Annotated in this window: 20 protein-coding genes; 15 read left to right on the forward strand and 5 right to left on the reverse strand. The window is 62.5% G+C overall.

Annotated features, from left to right (window positions below):
• Window positions 1-132 precede the first annotated feature (132 nt).
• Window positions 133-1,434 carry an ABC transporter substrate-binding protein gene (locus CAER_RS0115215; RefSeq protein WP_027236178.1) on the forward strand — a complete coding sequence of 434 codons (1,302 nt, stop codon included), beginning with the start codon at window positions 133-135 and terminating at the stop codon, window positions 1,432-1,434.
• Between the two features lie 49 nt (window positions 1,435-1,483).
• Here CAER_RS0115215 and CAER_RS0115220 read toward each other — a convergent pair whose 3' ends face one another.
• On the reverse strand, window positions 1,484-2,209 hold the full coding sequence (locus CAER_RS0115220; protein WP_027236179.1) for a FadR/GntR family transcriptional regulator: 726 nt from the start codon (window positions 2,207-2,209) through the stop codon (window positions 1,484-1,486).
• A 470-nt stretch (window positions 2,210-2,679) separates the two neighbouring features.
• Between CAER_RS0115220 and CAER_RS0115225 the strand changes: the two genes are divergently transcribed.
• From CAER_RS0115225 to CAER_RS0115255, 7 genes are all read left to right on the forward strand, one after another.
• Window positions 2,680-3,969 carry an ABC transporter substrate-binding protein gene (locus tag CAER_RS0115225; protein ID WP_027236180.1) on the forward strand — a complete coding sequence of 430 codons (1,290 nt, stop codon included), beginning with the start codon at window positions 2,680-2,682 and terminating at the stop codon, window positions 3,967-3,969.
• 75 nt (window positions 3,970-4,044) lie between these two features.
• Complete coding sequence (locus CAER_RS0115230) at window positions 4,045-4,914, forward strand: branched-chain amino acid ABC transporter permease (RefSeq protein ID WP_027236181.1); 870 nt, start codon at window positions 4,045-4,047, stop codon at window positions 4,912-4,914.
• On the forward strand, window positions 4,907-5,887 hold the full coding sequence (locus tag CAER_RS0115235; protein WP_154667779.1) for a branched-chain amino acid ABC transporter permease: 981 nt from the start codon (window positions 4,907-4,909) through the stop codon (window positions 5,885-5,887). The genes CAER_RS0115230 and CAER_RS0115235 overlap by 8 nt, the downstream gene beginning before the upstream one ends.
• Window positions 5,884-6,651, forward strand: coding sequence for an ABC transporter ATP-binding protein (locus CAER_RS0115240; protein WP_027236183.1), 768 nt, complete (start codon window positions 5,884-5,886; stop codon window positions 6,649-6,651). Before CAER_RS0115235 ends, CAER_RS0115240 begins: the two co-directional genes overlap by 4 nt.
• Window positions 6,641-7,348: an ABC transporter ATP-binding protein gene (locus CAER_RS0115245; protein ID WP_027236184.1), complete on the forward strand. Its 708-nt coding sequence runs from the start codon at window positions 6,641-6,643 to the stop codon at window positions 7,346-7,348. The genes CAER_RS0115240 and CAER_RS0115245 overlap by 11 nt, the downstream gene beginning before the upstream one ends.
• The gene (locus CAER_RS0115250) at window positions 7,299-7,907 is read left to right on the forward strand and encodes a hypothetical protein (protein ID WP_036797332.1); all 609 of its coding nucleotides are present in this window, start codon (window positions 7,299-7,301) and stop codon (window positions 7,905-7,907) included. The genes CAER_RS0115245 and CAER_RS0115250 overlap by 50 nt, the downstream gene beginning before the upstream one ends.
• A 241-nt stretch (window positions 7,908-8,148) precedes the next feature.
• Window positions 8,149-8,805, forward strand: a complete 657-nt coding sequence (locus CAER_RS0115255) for a helix-turn-helix domain-containing protein (protein ID WP_051357862.1) — start codon at window positions 8,149-8,151, stop codon at window positions 8,803-8,805.
• A gap of 317 nt (window positions 8,806-9,122) precedes the next feature.
• On the opposite strand, the gene CAER_RS0115260 is transcribed toward CAER_RS0115255, so the two are convergent.
• The 4 genes from CAER_RS0115260 to CAER_RS0115275 all read right to left on the reverse strand — a co-directional run bounded on the left by CAER_RS0115260 (window position 9,123) and on the right by CAER_RS0115275 (window position 12,982).
• Window positions 9,123-10,169, reverse strand: coding sequence for a heme-dependent oxidative N-demethylase family protein (locus tag CAER_RS0115260; protein ID WP_027236187.1), 1,047 nt, complete (start codon window positions 10,167-10,169; stop codon window positions 9,123-9,125).
• 9 nt (window positions 10,170-10,178) lie between these two features.
• Window positions 10,179-11,144, reverse strand: a complete 966-nt coding sequence (locus CAER_RS0115265; protein WP_027236188.1) for a PDR/VanB family oxidoreductase — start codon at window positions 11,142-11,144, stop codon at window positions 10,179-10,181.
• Complete coding sequence (locus CAER_RS0115270) at window positions 11,141-11,764, reverse strand: dimethylamine monooxygenase subunit DmmA family protein (RefSeq protein ID WP_027236189.1); 624 nt, start codon at window positions 11,762-11,764, stop codon at window positions 11,141-11,143. The genes CAER_RS0115265 and CAER_RS0115270 overlap by 4 nt, the downstream gene beginning before the upstream one ends.
• 72 nt (window positions 11,765-11,836) lie before the next feature.
• A complete protein-coding gene (locus CAER_RS0115275) occupies window positions 11,837-12,982 on the reverse strand; it encodes an aminomethyltransferase family protein (protein WP_027236190.1) in 1,146 nt (381 codons plus the stop codon).
• A gap of 553 nt (window positions 12,983-13,535) precedes the next feature.
• Between CAER_RS0115275 and CAER_RS0115280 the strand changes: the two genes are divergently transcribed.
• From CAER_RS0115280 to CAER_RS0115310, 7 genes are all read left to right on the forward strand, one after another.
• Window positions 13,536-14,909 (forward strand): ammonium transporter, encoded by a 1,374-nt coding sequence (locus CAER_RS0115280; protein WP_027236191.1) that lies wholly within the window; start codon window positions 13,536-13,538, stop codon window positions 14,907-14,909.
• An 11-nt stretch (window positions 14,910-14,920) separates the two neighbouring features.
• A complete protein-coding gene (locus CAER_RS0115285; protein WP_027236192.1) occupies window positions 14,921-15,136 on the forward strand; it encodes a hypothetical protein in 216 nt (71 codons plus the stop codon).
• Window positions 15,137-15,268: 132 nt separating this feature from the next.
• Window positions 15,269-16,165: a class II glutamine amidotransferase gene (locus tag CAER_RS0115290; protein ID WP_027236193.1), complete on the forward strand. Its 897-nt coding sequence runs from the start codon at window positions 15,269-15,271 to the stop codon at window positions 16,163-16,165.
• 1 nt (window position 16,166) lies between these two features.
• The gene (locus CAER_RS0115295) at window positions 16,167-16,850 is read left to right on the forward strand and encodes a GltB/FmdC/FwdC-like GXGXG domain-containing protein (RefSeq protein WP_027236194.1); all 684 of its coding nucleotides are present in this window, start codon (window positions 16,167-16,169) and stop codon (window positions 16,848-16,850) included.
• A gap of 18 nt (window positions 16,851-16,868) precedes the next feature.
• Window positions 16,869-18,200 carry an FMN-binding glutamate synthase family protein gene (locus tag CAER_RS0115300; protein ID WP_027236195.1) on the forward strand — a complete coding sequence of 444 codons (1,332 nt, stop codon included), beginning with the start codon at window positions 16,869-16,871 and terminating at the stop codon, window positions 18,198-18,200.
• A 76-nt stretch (window positions 18,201-18,276) separates the two neighbouring features.
• On the forward strand, window positions 18,277-19,608 hold the full coding sequence (glnT, locus tag CAER_RS0115305; protein ID WP_027236196.1) for a type III glutamate--ammonia ligase: 1,332 nt from the start codon (window positions 18,277-18,279) through the stop codon (window positions 19,606-19,608).
• A gap of 287 nt (window positions 19,609-19,895) precedes the next feature.
• The gene (locus CAER_RS0115310; RefSeq protein WP_027236197.1) at window positions 19,896-21,572 is read left to right on the forward strand and encodes a formate--tetrahydrofolate ligase; all 1,677 of its coding nucleotides are present in this window, start codon (window positions 19,896-19,898) and stop codon (window positions 21,570-21,572) included.
• Window positions 21,573-21,603: the final 31 nt, after the last annotated feature.

Below are 21,603 nucleotides of genomic sequence, written 5' to 3' on the forward strand. Positions count from 1 at the left end.
CTGTTTGGTTCTTTTGGTCTGATCCAATAAGGTCCAAAATTGCACCGCCGAGTCAACATATTTTCACGGAGGGAATAGTATTTTTCCCGGATTGGACTGGCAGGGCGGAGAATTATCGTTAGGATTCAGAACATGAAGACGACGAGTTTTGCACACCAGCTGGCCGCCCGCGCGGCGCTGCCCCGGCTGTCGGTGGGAATGACAGAATCAGTGAATATCGGTTTTCTGGGACCGCTTTCGGGGCAGGCCGAGAGCTGGGGGCTGCCCGGGCTGAACGGCTGCCGGATCTGGGAGGACGGTCTGAACAAGGCCGGCGGGCTGCTGATCGGCGGCCGCCGCTACCCGATCCGCATCCACTCATATGACTGCGGCCATGACCCCGAACGCTCCCTGGAGGGCGCGGTGGAGCTGGTGCAGAAGCACAACGTCAAACTGATGCTGATGCTGGGCGGGGACACGTTTGCGGCGGTGCGCGACTTTCTGATGCGCAACAAGGTGCTGACATCGACCCTGCTGCCAACCGATCTGTCGCCGGACACGCCTTATCTGATTGCGCCCAGCGAGGCGCATCCGATCCAGAATGTGACGGGGGTGGCCTGGCTGGCGGAAAACCGGCCGGAGCTGAAGACGGTTGCGCTGTGCAGCCAGGCCGATCTGCTGGGGCTGCCTGCGCAGGCAGTCTACCGCGCGGCGTTCAAGGCGGCGGACAAGCAGATCCTGCGGGAAGTGCAGTATGATCCGGAAACCAGCGATCCGGGGCCGGTGGTGGATCCGATGCTGGAGAGCGGCGCCGATATCCTGTGCTGGTGCTCGTCTTATGCGCCGATGGTGCATGCGATGACGGAATATGCCTATGCCAAGGGGTTCACGGGGCAGATCATCAGCTGCACCATGGATGGCTATGACCAGCTGGTGGAGAAGACCTCAGCCGAATTCATGGAAGGGGTGGTGTTCCAGTTCCCGGACTTCGACGATCCGATGCTGCGGGAGAAGGCGTTTTTCTTCAACCGCCCGCATGTGTTTTTTGAGGAGTACAACCGCCGCTTCCCCGGCAGCTGGTCGGCGGTGAGCTGGGAGTATGTGGCGATCCTGGATATCTGGCACAGCGCGGTGGAGAAGGCGGGCTCGGTCGAGCCGCCGTCGGTGCTGGCGGCGATGAAGCAGCTGGGGCATGTCACCCACGCCTTTGGCCATGCGGACTGGTGGGGCGAGGATATTTTCGGCATTTCCAATGCCTTGGTTGGCGATTGGCCGGTGGTCACCATCCAGGACGGCAAGGCGCGGATTGCCGGGTTCAGATCAATCCCGGCCTGGCTGTCGCAGCATTCCAATCTGTTGAAGGCAGAGATGGAGGCGCTGGGGCAGCTATGGCACCAGCGTCTGGAAAGCGGCGCGCCGGGAAGCCGGGTTGGCTCGCGCGCAGTGCAAGGCTGACGGTGCAGGCCTGATAGCGGGGGTCCCGCGGGGCAGGTCCAGCGCGGGATCAGATCTCCTGCAGCAGCAGCTTCTGCTCGTCGATCAGGTGCAGCTTGATGAATTCCACCGCGGATTCCACATCGCGTGAGGCGATGGCGTTGAACAGCGTGTTATAGCGTTTCTGGTAGTCCTGAATCCGCTGCGGCGTCAGGTGGCGGCGGCGCAGGGCGGTGCGGTAGGACAGGCGGCAGGCCTCGATCGTCAGCTCGTAGCAGGAGTGCAGCAGCGGGTTTCCGGTGCCCTCGGCAATCTTGCGGTAGAGGTCTTCCTCCGCCTCGATAAAGTCGCCGGGATCGGTGCGCACGGCCTCAACACGCGACAGGATCTCGTCCAGCTCCTCGATCTGGCGGGGGGTCATATTGATGACAGCCAGGCGGATCAGCTCAGGCTCCAGGATGCCGCGCACCACCAGGTGGTCCAGCGGCGACACTTCCTTGGCCAGCGACGAGTAGGAGGCCTCGGGCTTGGGGTCGGAGCGGTATTTGACAAAGCTGCCGGAGCCGGGGCGGCGGTGGATCACGTTCTGGCCGGCCAGCACATCCAGTGCTTCGCGCACCGTGTTGCGGGCCACCCCCAGTTCCGAGGCCAGCGTCCGTTCGGACGGCAGCCGGGTGTCGACCGGGTAGGTGCCCGCCTTGATGCGGGCAAACAGGGTGTCGATCACCACCTGAACGGTGGCCCCCACGGAATGGGTGGTCAGGATTTGCGAGGTCGTCTCTTCCGCTGAGCTCATATCTGTTTTCCGGGCCGGACGAGCGGGAGAATCCCCTGCTCCTGATCTCTGTGCCAAGGTGCAAATACCGGTTTTGGCGGCCGGTGTGCAACCGTCTGGCACAACTGTAACTGGCACCGAGACTAGCGGCTCCTGCGCCGGACGGCAAGAAATCAGAGAAAATTGGTTCTTAAATTGGTTGTTCGGCGGGATTATTAAGATGAGCTGTAAGGTAATGTTTTGATGCCGTTTTTGACGCTGTATTTGCCGGAAATACATGCCTGTGGTTCTATTTTGGTGCCTTTTGTGCGCCGAAAGTGAAAGAAAATTTCTTGGAGGTGAACCATCTCGCTGCTAGCCTTGGTCCAGGATGGGTCCAATTTCGGGAAACTGGTTCAGTCCCGCCGGACCGGCATCAGGAGCCCCGCAGCGGCCCCATCCCGAAGAACACACCGCCGCAAAAACAGGCGGGTCCAACATGGGAGATGAAAATGATTTCCAAGATCGTGAAATCGGGGCTGACCCGGAGGACGTTCCTCAAGTCGACAGCGGTCACCGCGATGAGCGCCGGGCTGCCGGGCGCATCGCTGGCGGCGGGCAATACCATCAGGATCGGCTTTCTGGCGCCGCTGACCGGCGCGGTTGCGGCCTGGGGCAAGCCGGGGCTGGACGGCTGCCAGATCTGGGCTGAGCGGGTCAACGCCGCGGGCGGTATCAAGCTGAGTGACGGCAGTTACAGTGTCGAGTTCGTCTCCTACGACAATGAATACGACCCGGCCAAGGCGCGCACCGGGGCGACCAAGCTGATCCGCGAGGACGGGGTCAGCTTCATCATGATGCTGGGCGGCGACACCTGGCCCGGCGTGCAGCCGGTGGCGGACAAGACGGGGATGCTGTTTTCGACCCTGCTGCCGTCCGACCTGTCGCCGGACACCAATACGCTGATTGCGCCGGCCGAGGTGCATCCAATCTATAACGTGACCGGGGTCGAGTGGCTGGCAGAGAACAAGCCGGAGCTGAAAACCGCTGTGATGTGCGCCCAGGACGATGCGCTGGGGCTGCCCTCGGTCGCGACCTATCTGGCGGCTTTTGAGGCGGCGGGCATCGAGATGCTGGACGCGCCGCTGCTGTTTGACCCGGCCACCACCGATTTTGCGCCGGTGGTGACCCGGCTGATCAGCAAAGACCCGGATATCGTCTGCCTGGATACCTGCTACAGCGACTATGTGCATCCGATTGCCGAGCAGCTGTTCCAGCAGGGGTTCAAGGGGCAGATCATTTCCTGCACCGCGGATTTCTATGACCAGATGATCGCCAAGACCTCCGAGGAATTCATGGAAGGCTTTGTCTTCCAGTTCCCGGATTTCGACGATCCGGCGCTGAACGGCGACAACATCAACTTCACCGACCCGAACGGATTTTATGCCGAGTTCAACAGGCGGCATCCGGGCCAGTGGGGCGCGGTGAGCTGGGAATATGCCTCGATCATGGATCTGTGGAAGGCGGCCGCCGAGAAGGCCGGTTCGGCCAGTCCGGATGCGGTGGCAGCTGCCATGAAAGAGGGCAAGGGCAAGCATGCCTTTGGCGATGCGGACTGGTGGGGCACTGAGCTGTTTGGCATCGACAACGCGCTGGTGGGCGACTGGCCGGTGGTGGCCATTGAAGGCGGCAAGGCCCGGATCAAGGACTTCCGCTCCATCCCCGACTGGTACGCAAGACACGGCGATCTGCTGGTCAAGCATATGAAGGCCTACGACCAGATGTGGGATCAGCGCAGCTGACCTGCAGGCCAGGCCATCAGGCGGTGCGAGGCCTGTCCCCGCACTGCGAGAGCGACTGAATAAAGAGACAATCCGATGCTGGACCTTTTGGCGCAGACCGGCCTCAACGCCGTGTATGCTGCGAGCTATATTTCCCTTGTTGCTGTGGGGCTTGTGCTGATCTTTGGTGTCATGGGCGTGATCAATTTTGCCCATGGCGAACTGTTCATGGCGGGTGCCTATGCAATTGTGGCGCTCTATGCCGGCCTGAATGTGCCGTTCTTTCTGGCTGTGGCAGCGGGCCTTCTGTTTGTGGGCTGCCTGGGCCTTTTAATGGAAAGGGCCCTGTTCCGGCCCTTGAAAGACAACCCCTTGGGCGGGCTGGTCGCCTCGATCGGGTTTCTGATGATCCTGCAGGCGCTGGCGGTGATGGGGTTCGGCGTGCGGATGGTGCATATCCCGCCGGTCACGCAGGAGGTGATTGCGTTTTCCGACAAGGTGCGGCTGCCGGTGGCACGGCTGTATGTGATCATCGCTGCAATTGTGCTGCTGTCGGCGCTTTGGTACTTTTTGAAGCGGACCAAATTCGGCTGGGCCTTGCGCGCCTCGGCGCAGGATCCTGAGGCGGCGGCGCTGCAGGGGATTTCAATCACCCAGACTGCGCGCATCGCCATGTTCATCGGTGCAGGGCTGGCGGGGATTGCGGGCGCACTGACGGCGCCGCTGGTTTCGGTCAACCCGCATATGGGCCATTCGGTGATCGTCACTGCGTTCATTGTCATCATCGTCGGCGGGGTCGGTTCGCTGGAGGGGGCCATCGTCGCCTCGGTCGCCTATGCGCTGGTGCATACCTTTGTGACCACCTTCTGGGACGGCGTTCTGGCCGACATCGTGGGTCTGTCGCTGATGCTGGTTGTGCTGATCGTCAAGCCGACCGGATTGTTCGGGAGTGCGGACCGTGCCTAAGTTCCTGATCTGGATCGCGGTGCTGGCCGCGCTGGTTGCCCTGCCGCATGGTCTCAGCTTCTCGCAGCAGGAAATCCTGGTGTTCCTGACCATCAATGTGCTGCTGGTGGCCAGCTACCGGCTGCTGACGCTGACCGGTGAATGGTCGCTGGCCCATGTGGTGATCATGGGGGTGGGGGCCTATTCCTCGGCGCTTCTGACCAAGAAGCTGGGCGTGTATGTGCCGGTTTCGATGCTGCTGGGCGGTGTCATTGCGGCGCTGATTGCGGTGCTGCTGTCGTTCCCGCTGTTCCGGATGAAGGGGTTCTATTTCCTGATCGGATCGTTTGCGGCGGGCGAGATTATCCGCCTGCTGTGGAAGCGGTTCCGCGACCCCTTTGGCGGCGCCAAGGGCATCAAGGGGATCGACCCGATGCCGGACTTCTCAATCGGGTTCTATCAGTTCGATTTCTTCGAGCCGACGTCATACTATTATTTCGCCGGTGTCATTGTTGCTTTCTGCCTGTGGGTTCTGTGGCGGATCGAGAAATCGCCCGTCGGCCTCACCTTCCACGCGGTGCATTGGCAGGACAAGCTGGCGCAGGCATCTGGCGTGAACGTGCGGGCCTACCGGACGCTGGCCTTTGCCATTGCGTCGGGCTTTGCCGGCATCTCCGGCGCGCTGCTGGCGCATTATGTGGGCACCATCAATCCCAACGCGTTTGATATCGACCTGATGGTCTTTGTGCTGACCTGGGCGATTGTCGGCGGCACCGCTACTTTTTACGGGCCGATCCTGGGCTGCGTGGTGCTGACCGTGATCAACGAGGTTGTTCTGCGAGAGCTTGGGCTCGAACAGATGCGGCCGCTGATCTATGGCGCCATCATGATCCTGTCGATCCTGTTCCTGCCCAACGGGCTGGAAAGCATCGTGCAGAAATTCACGAAAAGACGCGCCGCTGAAGGCGCGCCGGAACGGAGCCCGGCAGAATGACCGATTTTCTCGAAGTCAAAGACCTGACCATGCGGTTTGGCGGCCTGACGGCGGTGGACGGCCTGTCGTTCAAGGTGGCCCATGGCTCCATCCACGGTCTGATCGGGCCCAACGGGGCTGGGAAGACCACGACGTTCAACATGATCTCGGGCTTCTACAAGCCAAGCGAGGGGCAGGTGCTGCTGCGGGGCGAGGATATCTCCGGACTGCAGATGCATGAGGTGGCCCGGCGCGGGGTGGTGCGGACCTTCCAGCACTCGACCCTGTTTGCGGAGCTGACCGTCCTGGAGAATGCGCTGGTCGGCACCCACATGCCGTTCCGGCCCAATATCTTTGCCGCGATCATCGGCTGGGACCGGGAGGACCGCAGCGGGGCCAAGGCGCGGGCGAAGGAGGCGCTGGAGTTCTTCGGCCTCGATCATGTGATGCAGGAACGGGCCGGCGATCTGAGCCATGGGCATCAGCGGGCGCTGGGGATGGCGGTGGCCTATGCCAGCCATCCGGATGTGATCCTGCTGGACGAGCCCTTTACCGGCATGAACCCGGAAGAGACCCGGCAGATGATGGACCTGATGGAGCGGCTTAAGGCGGACGGCATCACCATCCTGATCGTGGAGCATGACATGCAGGCGATCATGGGGCTGTGCGACACCATCACCTGCATGAGCTTTGGCAAATTCCTGGCCGAGGGCGGACCTCGGGAGATACGCAACCATCCGGCGGTGATCGAGGCCTATCTGGGAGGCGCGCGCCATGTTGCTTGAGATGAAGAACGTCGCCGTCAATTACGGCAAGATCAACGCGATCCGGAACATCTCGGTTGCGGTGCCGGAGGGCAAGATCGTCACCATCATCGGCGGCAACGGCGCGGGCAAGACCACCACGCTGCGGGCAATGTCCGGGATGCTGCCAATCACCGCGGGGGAGATCACGTTCGAAGGCAAGCGGATCGACCATCTGCCTGCGCATAAGGTGGTGGCAAACGGTATCGCCCATGTCCCGGAAGGGCGGCGGATCTTTCCGGATATGACGGTGGAGGAGAACCTGCGCACCGGGGCGTTCCTGCGCAAGGACAGGGAAGCAATTGAGGCGGATCTGGAGGATGTCTTTGAACGCTTCCCGCGCCTGCGAGAGCGGCGCACCCAGATGGCCAAAACCATGTCTGGCGGTGAGCAGCAGATGCTGGCCATAGGCCGCGCGCTGATGTCCAAGCCGCGGCTGCTGCTGATGGATGAGCCCTCGATGGGGCTGGCGCCGGTGATTGTCGAGGAGATCGCCCGGATCGTCGAAGAGATCAACGCCAACGGGCTGTCGGTGGTGCTGGTCGAGCAGAATGCCGAGCTGGCGCTGGAGCTGGCCGATTACGCCTATGTCCTGGAAACCGGAAATGCAGCAATGGAGGGTCCTGCAGATGAGCTTCACGGAAACGAACACGTCCGCGCCGCGTATCTGGGGCTTTAAGCCGGATGCGGAAATGCGGGCGGCGCGCGAGGCGGGCTGGTCGCGGGCCGATCTGGCCTGGGAACGGCTGATGGAGCGGGCGCTGGCAGCAGCCGCGCAGGGGCGTGTCCGTCCGGCGGTGCGCCTGTTCCGGCTGGCGGATCTGCTGGCGCGGATTGCCTTTCCTGCGGCGGATCTGCGCCGGGCCACGGCGCCTGCCAATCTGGCGGCGCTGCAATTCCGGCGCGGTGCGCTGGAGGAGGCAGAAGGGTTGCAGGCCCGCGCCCTGCGGATCTGGGCCGGAGCGGCAGAGCAGGTAGAGGCGATGCAGATCGCGCCGCGCAGCCGGTCGTCGCTGTTTCACCTGCGGATGGAGGCGCTGCACCGCGAGACCTTTCATGCCAATCTGAAAACCCGCGTGGGCCTGATTGCAGGGGAAGCCGGGGAAACGCTGCGCAACCTGACCTCGGGCCGGGCGGCATTGCACCGGCACGCCAGCCGCTGGCGCGGCGAGAAGCCCGCGGTGTTTGACGGCACCCGCAAGGTGCTGGGGGCCTGCCTGCTGCTGCTGGATGCGTGAGCGCAGGCTCAGTGCTGTCAAGGCGGGGGAGAGCCCGGGCTGACTGGCCCGGGTTTTTTGTTTGTCGCCCTGCGGGCCGGTGCTGCGGAGCAACTAGTTTCTTTCCCCAGCCGGTAAGGGGTTGGGAAAAAGTGGTAATGGCAGTAAAATAATTTTCGCGGGATTTCTTGCGCCTGGAAAAGTTTTTGCGTATCGCGCCGCTGCGCGCTTGTCAGAGGCCGTCAATAAGGAAGATAACACAGTGGCTAAACCTAAAGACGATACCGACGCAGTGGCAAATAACCTTTCTCAAGATCCGCATCGTGTCCGCGAGGGCTCGGAAAAAGTCCTGGAGGTGGCGATCGGCCGCGAAGTGCGGTCATTCCGGCGTCAGCAGGGCATCACAGTGGCGGATCTGGCCAATCTGACCGGACTGTCGATTGGCATGCTGTCGAAGATTGAGAACGGCAACACCTCGCCGTCGCTGACCACGCTGCAGCTGCTGGCCAATGCGCTGAGCGTGCCGATCACGTCGTTCTTCCGCCGCTTTGAGGAAACCCGCGAGGCGGTGCATACGAAGGCGGGGGAAGGTGCGGAAATGGAGCGCGCGGGCACCCGGGCCGGGCATCAGTATCAGCTGCTCGGCCACCTCGGCGCCAATGCCTCCGGCGTGATGGTTGAACCCTATATTATCACCCTGACTGAAGAGTCGGATGTCTTCCCGACCTTCCAGCATGACGGTATCGAGATGCTGTATATGCTGGAAGGCGAGGTGGATTACCGGCACGGCGACAAGGTGTTTGCGCTGAAGCCTGGCGATACGCTGTTTTTTGACGCCGACGCGCCGCATGGGCCGGAGGAGCTGGTCAAGCTGCCTGCGCGTTACCTGTCGATCATTTCCTACCCGCAGTCGAGCTGAGGCGCGGCGGGGCGCTCCCGCCTGCTGCGGAGCATCTGACGATGCCCCTGCAAAGTTGGGCCCGGCGCCGCGCGATGCGCGGCGCGGTTGCGTTTTGCGGAAAGCCTTGCGGATGCCGCCCGCAGCGCGCAACGCGCGCTGCCCGGCCCAACGCCGCGCAGGGGGCAGGCGCAGCCTGCCGTCTGAGGCGGGGGCGGGAGGGCTGCGTTCTCCCTCTGCAGAAAAAAGAAACTGCCGGAGCCAGAGGCAGCGGCAGTCAGTGAGGCGGGCCTTAGTGACAGGGGTGGTAGGGACGGCCCGCCAGGGTCCGCTCGGGATCACTCGTCGTCGGGCCAGATACCGTCCGAGGTGGGGCTTCCGTCGTCATACTGCGAGAGCCACTCTACCATCAGCGGGCGGTTGTCGATGAAGCCCTTATAGGTCGCCAGCTCCTCCGGCAGGTCGCGGATCACCCGGTGCAGGCGGCGGCCCCATTTCGGCACCGTCACCAGATCGTTGAAGCTGATCAGGTAGCAGCGGATCGGGAAGGCCAGCGCGTTGGAGCGGGGCAGGCGGAAGAAGGTCTGAAGCTCGACCCGCAGGTGCTGCTTTTCGCCGATGTTGTCCATCGTCAGCCCCTGCTTCATCACGCCCCATTTGTGGTAGTTCTCAGGACTGGTGTCCAACAGCGGGTTGACCGTCATCGTCCAGTTCAGGCGACGGGCCGGCTGGCCCTGCTGGATATTCAGCAGGAATTTCAGCGCTCGCACGAAGATGCCCATCTCATGCGCCTTTGGCACTGGCGCGTGCCATTCAAAGAAGTTCATCCCGATGTCGAAATCCAGCGACCAGTCAGCCTGGGTAGTGACCATGCCGGCATCCATCCACAGGTTGTCGTCGCGCTGGTCCAGCACCGCAAAGTCGCCCTGGGTCTGGCGGGTGATGTATTCCATCGGCCCGTAAGGCAGGGTGCTTTCGTCCAGGAAAGTGAAGGTGTCGTCGATGCCCAGCGGCTTGTTGATCCAGCGCCAGCGGTTGCCGTCCTTGTGCAGTTCGAACAGGTCCGGGTATTCGGACGCCTTGGCCTCCATGATCAGTTCCAGCAGGTCCCAGCCGGCCAGCGTCATGTGCGGCAGCGACTGGCAGCGCAGCGGATCGTTTGCCAGCACGCGGGCACGGTCCTTCATTTCCGAGACGTAATGCTCGTCCACGTCGAAGGTGCGCTCAAACACCGAACCGGGCCGGTAGGACTTATGCGGCTCCATGTTCACCGAGTACATGTAGCTGTCCTCGTGGAACGGGAACGGGAAGCGTTTGACTGCCCAGTCCGAGTTCTTGAAGGTGAAGTCGCCGTAGAAGGTTTCGTCGTTGAATTGGATTGTCATTTTCTTTCCTCAGCGATCCAGGACCAGGGTCTTGCCTTCAAAGCGCGAGACGCAGGGCATGATATGCTTGCCGCTGGCCTTTTGCTCATCGGTCAGCCAGTGATCGTAATGCAGGAACTTGCCGTCGTAGCCGATGACATTGGTCTCGCACTGGCCGCAGGCGCCGCCGCGGCAGAGGTAAGGGGCGTCGATGCCGGCTGCTTCCAGCGCTTCCAGCAGCGATTGATGCTCGCCGACCTGAACCACCTTGTTCGACACAGCGCATTTTACCTCGAACGGCTTGCCGGAAGCGGGGGCCAGGAACTCCTCGGAATGCACGGCTTCGCGCGGCCAGCCCATCTCCCCGGCGGTGGAATGCACCCAGTTGATCATGCCTTTGGGGCCGCAGACATAGACATGGGTGCCCAGCGGCTGGGTGGCGAGCAGAGTCTTGAGGTCGATCGCCTCCCCCTGGTCGTCGTGGTAGATGTGGACCTTGCCGGGGTATTTGGCCTTCAGCTCTTCCGCGTAGGTGCCGAGCGAAGCGGTGCGGACCGCGTAGTGCAGCTCAAAATGGCCGCCCATCATGGTCAGCTGATGCATTTGGGCCATGAACGGCGTGATGCCGATGCCGCCGGCCAGCATCAGATGCTTGCCTGCCCGCAAGTCCAGCGAAAACAGGTTCACCGGGTTGGAGATCACCATCTCCATGCCCTCTTTCACCTGGCTGTGCATGAACTTGGAGCCGCCGCGGCCTTCGTCGTCGCGGCGCACCGAGATCATGTAGGCGCCGCGGTCGGCCGGATCGGACATCAGCGAATAGGCGTTGAGCCTTGTGATATCGCCGTCCTGCATCTCCACCACGGTATGCGCGCCGCCCGAGAAGGTTGGCAGGCCGCCGCCGCCGGTGCGGACAAATTTGAAACGCGTGACCAAATCGTTGATTGGTTTCACCTCGGCCACGGTGACATTCAGTTTTGCGGTGCCAGCACTCATTTGAACAGCTCCACTTTCTCGGGGATGTTGCCCGGATCCTCGGCGTCCACCCGCACGCCCTGGAAGGCGGCGAGGCGGCGCGAGTAGTGATCGCGCACGAACAGGCTGAGGCCGCAGTGGCTGCATTCAAACGGGTCGGTGGTGACGTCCTCAGTGATGCCCTTGCAGTGCACGCATTGCATGCGCCGCGCGGTTGAACCGCGGTGTTCGGTCTGGATCGCGGTGTGCGGGATGCCCGCCGCGGTGGCCTCGGCCATGGCCTGGCCCATCAGGCTTTCGGTGCCGCTCAGATACACCTGCGTGCCCATGTGGCAATCCTGCAGGGCACGGCGGATGCGGCTTTGCGCGGCCTCGTAAGAGGGGCCGGCATAGAACTTGCCGGCGCCCAACTCTTCCAGCTGGCTGCTGTATTTGGTGCCAGTTGCCTTGGGGATGTAGATTATGTGGGACTTGGCCCAGAAATCCTTGGCCCCTGATTTTGCGAGGGATTTGGCCAGATCCAGGATCGCCTCGGCGCCTTCGGCGTCGGCAATCATCAGGTGGCCGCTGCCGGGCCGGGCTTCAAGCTCGCCGTAAACCGGGCGGCTTTTGATCGAAGGTGGGAATTGGGTCTTAGACATGTGGGTCGCTTTTCCTGCAGTCCGGGTGAACGAAAGCGGGCGCCCCCGGGATGGGGGCGCCCGGGATCCGGATCAGCCCTTTGCGGTGCGGATCGATTTGTCCTTGTCGTAGAAGGGCATCTCTGCGGCGGTGGCGGCAATTTCGGTGCCGTCGCCATTGCGGACCGTCAGCTCGGTGCCGGGCTTGGCGCAGTCGACCGGCATCCGCGCGATGCCCACGTTATGATTGTTGATCTCGGAATACATGCCATAGGTGACCACGCCGACCTTCTCGCCGTTCTGCAGGAGGTCCGCGCCTTCATCCGCGGGGATCTTGCCCTCCAGCATGACGCCGTAGATCTTGAACCGCTCCTTGCCTTCGGCGGCATAGTGGTTCTCGGCGCCGATGAAGCCGGTTTTGCCGGGGGAGACGGTGAACTCGAGGCCCAACTCCCACAGCGTGTCGCCGCAGGTCTCGTCGTCGAACGGGTAGGTTTCGGAGTTGTCGCCCGGGTAGAACAGCAGGTAGCTTTCGGTGCGCAGCAGGTCGAGGGTGGAGAACTGGACGGGCACGATGCCCAGACCCGCGCCCTTGTCCAGGATGCTGTCCCAGAGGTGCACCGCGTCCTTGGCCTGGCAAAAAATCTCATAACCGCGCTCGCCGGTGTAGCCGGTGCGCGAGATCATCACCGGGCAGCCGAACAGCTTGGTCTGGATGATGCCGAAGTAGGCCAGATCACGGATGCCGGGCACGTATTCGGCGAGGAAGTCGACTGCGACCGGGCCCTGAAGCGACATGTCGTGCAGGTTGTCGTCGAAGATCACGGAGCAGTTCTTGCCGGCTGCGACCGTGTTCAGCTGCTCCATGCCGGTGCCGGTGCCGTGCACCACCATCCAGCTGTTCACCGACAGGCGGTAGATGATGCAGTCATCCACGAACTTGCCCTGGTCGTTCAGGATCGAGGCATAGGTGGAGCGGCCCGGCATGATCTTTTCGACGTTGCGGGTGGTGACCCGGTCGATGACCTGGGCCGCGTGCTCACCCACTACGTGTACCTTCTTGAGGCCGGATACGTCCATGAGGCCCGCCTTGGTGCGGACCGCCTCGTAATCTGCTTTGGCGCGTTCAGGGGTGTGGTCATAGAACCATGCGGTTCCCATGCCGTTCCAATCTTCCAGCTCGCCGCCGATTTCCTTGTGGCGCTGCGCCAGTGCTGAAGTCCGCCAGATGATGGCCATTTTGCGTTTCTCCCTATTGGTGCGGACCAAAATTGTTGATTTGGTTCCATTGGTCTGGTCCAGTTAGCCAAGAGAGGGGGTGTTGTGTCAATGAATATTCCTATCAGGAAAAAGATTTCGCCTAAAATGCCGATTCCGCATGGCTTTGCGGCATGGATTGGCCTGAAATGGTCTTTTGGGTTGCCGGTTTGAGGTTGCGGATGCTGCCGGATGACCCGCCCAGAGTGAGAATCGGGAGGTTGCAGCGCCGCGGATTCGCGTGATTCCGCCGCAAACGGGCCGGTCCCCAGTGCGATTTGCCCGCGTTTCCCAGGGGCGTCGGAGTGCGGCAGCCAAGCGATGGCGGGGTTCCCTAAGCTGTTGGGGTGCGAGGGCTAACAGGTGCGGTAGGAGAACCAGGAAAGGGTGCCTGGGAGCCAGCAGAATTCCCTGCCAGTGAATAAACTTTCACATGATTATTGACAGATTTGCACACCGAGACCCACAATAAAGGAAAATAATATTCCCAAGAGGCAAAAATGCCCGGGAGAACTGCCAACAGGAGGGCAAAACATTGGATGGAAATCTGAACGCGCTAACAACCGTGTTCACCGAGTTCTATTACTGGGTGACGGTTGTCTTCATGTTCCTCATTCACGTGGGGTTCTGCATGTATGAGGTCGGCGCCAGCCGCCACCGCAACCACATGCACACATTGATGAAGAACATCATGATCATTCCGCTGGTCACGGTGACATTCTTCTTTTTCGGCTGGTGGATCTACTGGGCCTTCCCCAGTTTCCCGTTCTTCGGCGGGCTGAACCATGAAGCGGGCGCGGCAAACCTGCCATGGTCGCAGAACATGGCTGCCAACCTGTCCGACCGGATCACCGGCGTGTTCTGGGCGGCGTTCCTGCTGTTCTCCTGGACCGCAGCCTCGATCGTGTCGGGGGCTGTCATCGAGCGGATCCGCTCCTCCGCCTTGTGGGTGCATGCGGTGATGATCGGTTCGGTGTTCTGGATCATCGACGCCGCCTGGGGCTGGCATGCCGAAGGCTGGATGGTCAAATACCTCGGCTATCATGATGCCTATGCGTCTGGCGTGATCCACGCGATTGCCGGCGGTTACGCGCTGGGTGTGATCATGGTGCTGGGGCCGCGGCTGGGCAAGTTTGCCGCCGATGGCACCCCGCGCGATATCCCGCCGCATAATCCCTGGATGCTGACCATCGGGATCTTCCTGATCTACTCCGGTTTCTGGGGCTTCTATGCCGCCTGCAACATCCCGGTGATCTCGCCCGAAGGTATTGGCGGGCTGCTGACTGGCGACACCTGGACGGCCACCAACATCTATCTGGCGCCGACCTCGCTGTCTGCGATCACCTTCAACTTCCTGATGTCGCTGTCCGGCGGTCTGATGGCGGCCTATGTGGTGTCCAAGGGCGATGCGTTCTGGACCTTCTCCGGCGGTCTGGCTGGCATTATCACCGCTTCCGCGGGCAACGATCTGTATCACCCGATCCAGGCGATGCTGGTCGGTGCGGTTGGTGTCGTGATCGTGTACAAGCTGCACTACTGGGTGGAGCGCACGTTCAAGCTGGATGATGCGGTGGGCGCCGTTGCGGTGCATGGGTATTCCGGCGTTGTCGGCCTGATCATCGCGGGCTTCCTGCTGTGGGGCGCGCCGAGCTCGCCCTATGAAGGCTTCGCCACCGTGAACCCGGTGGGTCAGACCGTTGGCGCCGTGATCATGTTCGGGGTGCTGGGCTGGCTGCCCGGTTACCTGATCGCCAAGATGCAAGCCGCCGCGGGCGTTCTGCGGATCCCGGTAGAGGTCGAGCTGCAGGGTCTCGATTACGCCGAACACCATGCCTACGAAGACGCCAAGGCCGAAATCATTGCCGCCGACAAGGCTGCGCTGAATGGCGGCGGTGTTCCAGCTGAATAAGGAGAATTGAAATGTCTACGATCGGTTACGACAGCTGGGCGGTGGATCTGGCAGAGGTTGGGGCGGTCTATCCGTTCCAGGGGTCAGAGGGGCTGATGGTGGTCCTTGGGGTGGTCTTCTGGATCGCCTGGCACCGGATCCAGTTTGTCCGGGAGGGCGAACATCTGGAGAAGGCCAAGCGGATGGGAGACACGGAGAAAATCCACAATCTGCTTGAGAAGTACTGAGCTTCCCAGATCAGGGGCGCGCCATCTGGCGCGCCTTTTCTTTCCTTCATAGGAAAATAAGTTTCATAAGAGTTGAACGGCAGATCGCAAACTGCTAGCCTTGATTCGAGATGAAAAGCAGGAGGCACACCCATGTGCGGGATTGTCGGTCTTTTTCTGAAAGACAAATCACTTGAGCCGAAACTGGGCGATATGCTCACCGATATGCTCATCACCATGACGGACCGCGGTCCGGACAGCGCGGGCATTGCGATCTATGGCGCGGATGCGGATGGCCGGGCCAAGCTCACCGTTCAGTCCGACACGCCGGAGGAGGCCTTTGACGGCCTGGATGGCGCGCTGGCCGAAGCGCTGAGCGCCGATGTGTCGATCCGTGTGATCGACACTCATGCGGTTCTCGAATTGCCCGCGGGCAAGGAAGAGGAGGCCCGCAGCGCGCTGGCCGAGCTGCGCCCCGGCATGCGTGTCATGAGCGCAGGCGACACCATCGAGATCTACAAGGAGGTGGGTCTGCCTGAGAAGGTTGCCGAGCGTTTCGACGTGCGCGGCATGAGCGGCAGCCACGGCATCGGCCACACCCGCATGGCCACTGAATCCGCCGTGACGACTGAGGGTGCGCACCCGTTCTCCACTGGCTCCGACCAGTGCCTGGTGCACAACGGCTCGCTGTCCAACCACAACGCGCTGCGCCGTAAGTTGCGCCGCGAAGGCGTGCGGATCGAAAGCCAGAACGATACCGAAGTGGGCGCGGCCTATCTGACCTGGAAGATGCAGAACGGCGCATCCCTGGGCGAGGCGCTGGAAGGCAGCCTGGAGGATCTGGACGGTTTCTTCACCTTTGTGGTCGGCACCAAGGACGGCTTTGGCGTGGTCCGCGACCCGATCGCCTGCAAGCCGGCCGTGATGGCGGAGACCGACCAGTATGTGGCGTTCGGGTCCGAATACCGCGCGCTGGTGAACCTGCCGGGCATCGAAGACGCCCGCGTTTGGGAGCCCGAACCCGCAACCGTTTACTTCTGGAACCACTAAGATGCAGACATATGATCTTGAAGCAAATGGCCTGCGCGGTCTGAATTCGGCCCTGCAGGAACTCAATGGCAGCTCCAACAAGACTGCTTGGGAAATCGTTAACCCCAAGGGCAGCCATGCGATTGCCGTGGGCCTGAACTCGCCCATTGAAGTCACCGTCAAGGGCTCCACCGGGTACTATTGCGCCGGCATGAACCAGCAGGCGACCGTCAAGGTGGAGGGCTCTGTAGGCCCCGGTGTGGCGGAAAACATGATGTCCGGCACCGTGATCGTCGAAGGCGACGCCAGCCAGTATGCCGGCGCCACCGGTCATGGCGGCCTCTTGGTGATCAAGGGCAATGCGTCGTCGCGCTGCGGCATCTCGATGAAGGGCATCGACATCGTCGTGCACGGCAACATCGGCCACATGTGCGCCTTTATGGCGCAGGCGGGCAACCTGGTGGTGCTGGGCGACGCCGGCGATGCGCTGGGCGACAGCTGCTATGAGGCGCGGTTCTTTGTGCGCGGCAAAGTCAAGAGCCTTGGCGCCGACTGTGTCGAGAAGGAAATGCGCCCGGAACATATTGAGATCCTCAAGGATCTGCTGGCCCGCGCCGGTGCGGATGCCAAGCCGGAGGAGTTCAAGCGCTACGGCTCCGCCCGGCAGCTCTACAACTTCGACGTCGACAACGCGCAAGCGTACTAAGGACAGGGATCAAAAAACATGGATAGCAATAACATCCCCCGTACGGTCCCGATCCAGTCGGCGACTTTCTCCAACCCGATCAACGCGGAGATCCGCCGCGCGGCGGCCACCGGGATCTATGACATCCGCGGCGGCGGCGCCAAGCGCAAGGTGCCGCATTTCGATGACCTGCTGTTCCTTGGCGCTTCGATCTCGCGCTATCCGCTGGAGGGCTACCGGGAGAAATGCGAAACAAAGGTGACGCTGGGCACCCGCTTTGCCAAGAAGCCGATTGAGCTGGATATCCCGATCACCATCGCCGGCATGAGCTTTGGCGCGCTGTCCGGGCCCGCCAAGGAGGCCCTGGGCCGCGGCGCATCCGCTGCGGGCACGTCGACAACCACCGGCGACGGCGGCATGACCCCTGAGGAGCGCGGTCATTCCTCCAAGCTGGTCTATCAGTATCTGCCGTCCCGTTACGGCATGAACCCGGACGATCTGCGCAAGGCGGACGCGATTGAGGTCGTGGTCGGCCAGGGCGCCAAGCCCGGCGGCGGCGGCATGCTGCTGGGGCAGAAGATCTCCGACCGGGTTGCGGAAATGCGCACCCTTCCCAAGGGCATCGACCAGCGTTCCGCCTGCCGCCACCCGGACTGGACCGGCCCGGATGATTTGGAAATCAAGATCCTGGAGCTGCGCGAAATCACTGATTGGCAGGTGCCGATCTACATCAAGGTCGGCGGCACACGCCCCTATTATGACACCGCGCTGGCGGTGAAGGCGGGCGCTGACGTTGTGGTGCTGGACGGCATGCAGGGCGGCACAGCCGCCACCCAGGACGTGTTCATCGAACACGTCGGCCTGCCGACGCTGGCCTGCATCCGCCCTGCCGTGCAGGCGCTGCAGGATCTGGGCGTGCACCGCGAGGTGCAGCTGGTGGTTTCCGGCGGCATTCGCACCGGCGCGGACGTGGCCAAGGCGATGGCTCTGGGCGCGGACGCGGTGGCCATCGGCACCGCGGCGCTGGTCGCGCTGGGCGACAACGACCCGAAGTGGGAGAATGAGTACCAGAAGCTGGGCACCACCACCGGCGCCTATGACGACTGGCACGAGGGCCGCGACCCGGCCGGCATAACCACCCAGGACCCGGAGCTGATGAAACGCCTGGATCCGGTCGATGCGGGCCGCCGCCTGCGCAACTACCTCAAGGTGATGACGCTGGAAGCCCAGACCATCGCCCGCGCCTGCGGCCACAACCATCTGCACAACCTCGAGCCCGAGGATCTGTGCGCCCTGACCATGGAGGCGGCCGCGATGGCGCGGGTGCCGCTGGCGGGCACCGACTGGTACCCGGGCAAAGCAGGGTTCTGATGATTGGCGGGGCGCGGCTGGCAATAGTCCGCGCCCCATTTCTGAAATACGTTCAACAGGGAAAGGAAGTAGGACCATGACGACAGATCTGGCTGCTTTCGCACAAGAAAAAGGCGTCAAATACTTCATGATCTCCTTCACCGACTTGTTCGGTGGCCAGCGCGCCAAACTGGTGCCGGCGCAGGCGATCGCGGACATGCAGGAAGACGGGGCCGGCTTTGCCGGTTTTGCCACCTGGCTTGACCTGACGCCCGCACATCCGGACATGCTGGCGGTGCCGGATCCGTCCTCGGTAATCCAGCTGCCGTGGAAGCCGGAGGTCGCCTGGGTGGCGGCGGACTGCGTGATGGAAGGCGAAGACGTGGCCCAGGCGCCGCGCAACGTGCTGCGCCGCCTGATCAAAGAGGCCGCGGACGAGGGTCTGCACGTGAAGACCGGCATCGAGGCCGAATTCTTTCTGCTGACGCCGGACGGGGAGGAGATCTCCGACCCCTTCGATACAGCTGAAAAACCCTGCTACGACCAGCAGGCGGTGATGCGCCGCTATGACGTGGTGCGCGAGATTTGCGACTACATGCTGGAATTGGGCTGGGGCCCCTACCAGAACGACCATGAGGACGCCAACGGACAGTTCGAGATGAACTGGGAGTTCGACGACGCACTGTCGACCGCCGACAAGCACAGCTTTTTCAAGTTCATGACTAAGTCGGTGGCAGAGAGGCACGGCTACCGCGCGACCTTCATGCCGAAACCGGTCGAGGGTCTTACCGGCAACGGCTGCCATGCCCATATCTCGGTCTGGGATGCGCCGGGCAAGGATGCCCGCACCAATGTCTTTGCCGCCGAAAAGGGAGAGGGCCAGATTGCCGAACTGGGCCTGTCGGAACAGGGCGGCTGGTTCCTGGGCGGCATCATGAAACACGCCTCGGCGCTGGCGGCGATCACCAACCCGACGGTGAATTCCTACAAGCGGATCAACGCGCCGCGCACCATGTCCGGGGCCACCTGGGCGCCGAACACGGTCACCTGGACCGGCAACAATCGCACCCACATGGTGCGCGTGCCCGGCCCCGGCCGGTTCGAGCTGCGTCTGCCGGACGGGGCCGTGAACCCCTACCTGCTGCAGGCGGTGATTATCGCCGCCGGGCTTTCCGGCATCCGCTCCAAGGCCGACCCCGGCCCGCGCCACGACATCGACATGTACGCCGAAGGCCACACCATCACCGACGCGCCGAAGCTGCCGCTCAACATGCTGGATGCGCTGCGCTTCTACGACAAGGACGACGGCCTGAAGGCGATGATGGGCGAGGAGTTCTCAGCCGCTTACCTGAAGATGAAAGAGCAGGAGTGGAACTCCTTCGTCAATCACTTCTCCCGCTGGGAGAAAGACAACACGCTCGACATCTGATTCCCCGGTCCGGCCTTCGGGCCGGACCTCTGCGGCCCGGGCATTGCCCGGGCCCTTTTTATTTGCGGCAGCGCCTGCCGCATATGCGCCGCCTTCACCCTGGGTGAAATTCCGCCTGTTTCCGATGGGCGGCAGATCCGCCGGAAACCTCCTGTTTTTCAGGGGAAACGGTTCAGGAAGGTGTTGACGCCCAGGAAAATAAATTGAGTAATAGGAATATATCTTGCCTCGCAATCAACTTCTGCCGCGGGGCGTGAACCGGAACGGATGGCAGCAGGGAGATGGCCATGAGCTACAAGAGTGACATTGAGATCGCGCGGGAAGCGCAGAAGAAGCCGATCCAGGAGATTGGTGCGAAGATCGGGATTTCCAATGACGATCTTCTGCCCTACGGCCACGACAAGGCGAAAGTGTCGCAGTCCTTCATCAACTCGGTGCAGGACAAGGAAGACGGCAAGCTGATCCTGGTGACCGCGATCAACCCGACACCGGCGGGCGAAGGCAAGACCACCACCACCGTGGGCCTGGGCGACGGGCTGAACCGGATCGGCAAGAACGCGATGATCTGCATCCGCGAAGCCTCGCTCGGCCCGAACTTCGGCATGAAGGGCGGCGCTGCAGGCGGCGGTTACGCGCAAGTGGTGCCGATGGAGGAGATGAACCTCCACTTCACCGGCGACTTCCACGCCATCACCTCGGCGCATTCGCTGCTCAGCGCGATGATCGACAACCACATCTACTGGGGCAACGAGTGCGAGATCGACGTGCGCCGCGTCGCATGGCGCCGGGTGGTCGACATGAACGACCGCGCCCTGCGCCAGATCACCGCCTCCCTCGGCGGCGTCTCCAACGGCTTCCCGCGCGAAGCGGGCTTTGACATCACCGTGGCGTCGGAAGTGATGGCGATCCTGTGCCTGGCCAACGATCTGAAGGACCTGGAGAAGCGCCTGGGCGACATCATCGTGGCCTACCGCCGCGACAAGACCCCGGTCTACTGCCGCGACATCAAGGCCGAAGGCGCGATGACCGTGCTGCTGAAAGACGCGATGCAGCCGAACCTGGTGCAGACCCTGGAAAACAACCCGGCGTTTGTGCACGGCGGCCCGTTTGCCAACATCGCGCACGGCTGCAACTCGGTCATTGCCACCAAGACCGCGCTGAAAGTGGCTGACTATGTGGTGACCGAGGCGGGCTTCGGCGCGGACCTGGGCGCCGAGAAGTTCATGAACATCAAGTGCCGCAAGGCAGGCATCGCGCCGTCGGCGGTGGTGCTGGTGGCCACCGTGCGCGCGATGAAGATGAACGGCGGCGTTGCCAAGGCGGATCTGGGCGCCGAGAACGTCGATGCGGTCAACAAGGGCTGCGCCAACCTCGGCCGCCACATCGAGAACGTCAAATCCTTCGGCGTGCCGGTGGTGGTTGCGATCAACCACTTCGTGACCGACACCGATGCCGAAGTTGACGCCGTCAAAGCCTACTGCGCCACCCACGGCGTCGAGGCGGTGCTGTCGCGCCACTGGGAGCTGGGCTCCGAGGGCTCTGCGCCGCTGGCGGAGAAAGTGGTTGAGATCGTCGATGCAGGCTCTGCCAACTTCTCGCCGATCTACCCCGACGAGATGCCGCTGTTCGAGAAGATCGAGACCATCGCCAAGCGCATCTACCGCGCCGACGAGGTGCTGGCGGACAACAAGATCCGCAACCAGCTGAAGGAATGGGAAGAAGCGGGCTACGGCAACCTGCCGGTCTGCATGGCCAAGACCCAGTACTCCTTCTCGACCGACCCGAGCTTGCGCGGGGCGCCGGTGGGCCACTCGGTGCCGGTGCGCGAAGTGCGCCTGTCGGCCGGTGCCGGCTTCATCGTTGCGGTCTGCGGCGAGATCATGACAATGCCGGGGCTGCCGCGCAAACCGGCGGCGGAAACCATCTGCCTGAACGATGACGGCCAGATCGAAGGCCTGTTCTAAGGCACCGCAAACGGAATGCAGCGGCCCGGGG

The organism is Leisingera caerulea DSM 24564, from assembly GCF_000473325.1.
GTDB classification, from domain to species: Bacteria; Pseudomonadota; Alphaproteobacteria; order Rhodobacterales; family Rhodobacteraceae; genus Leisingera; species Leisingera caerulea.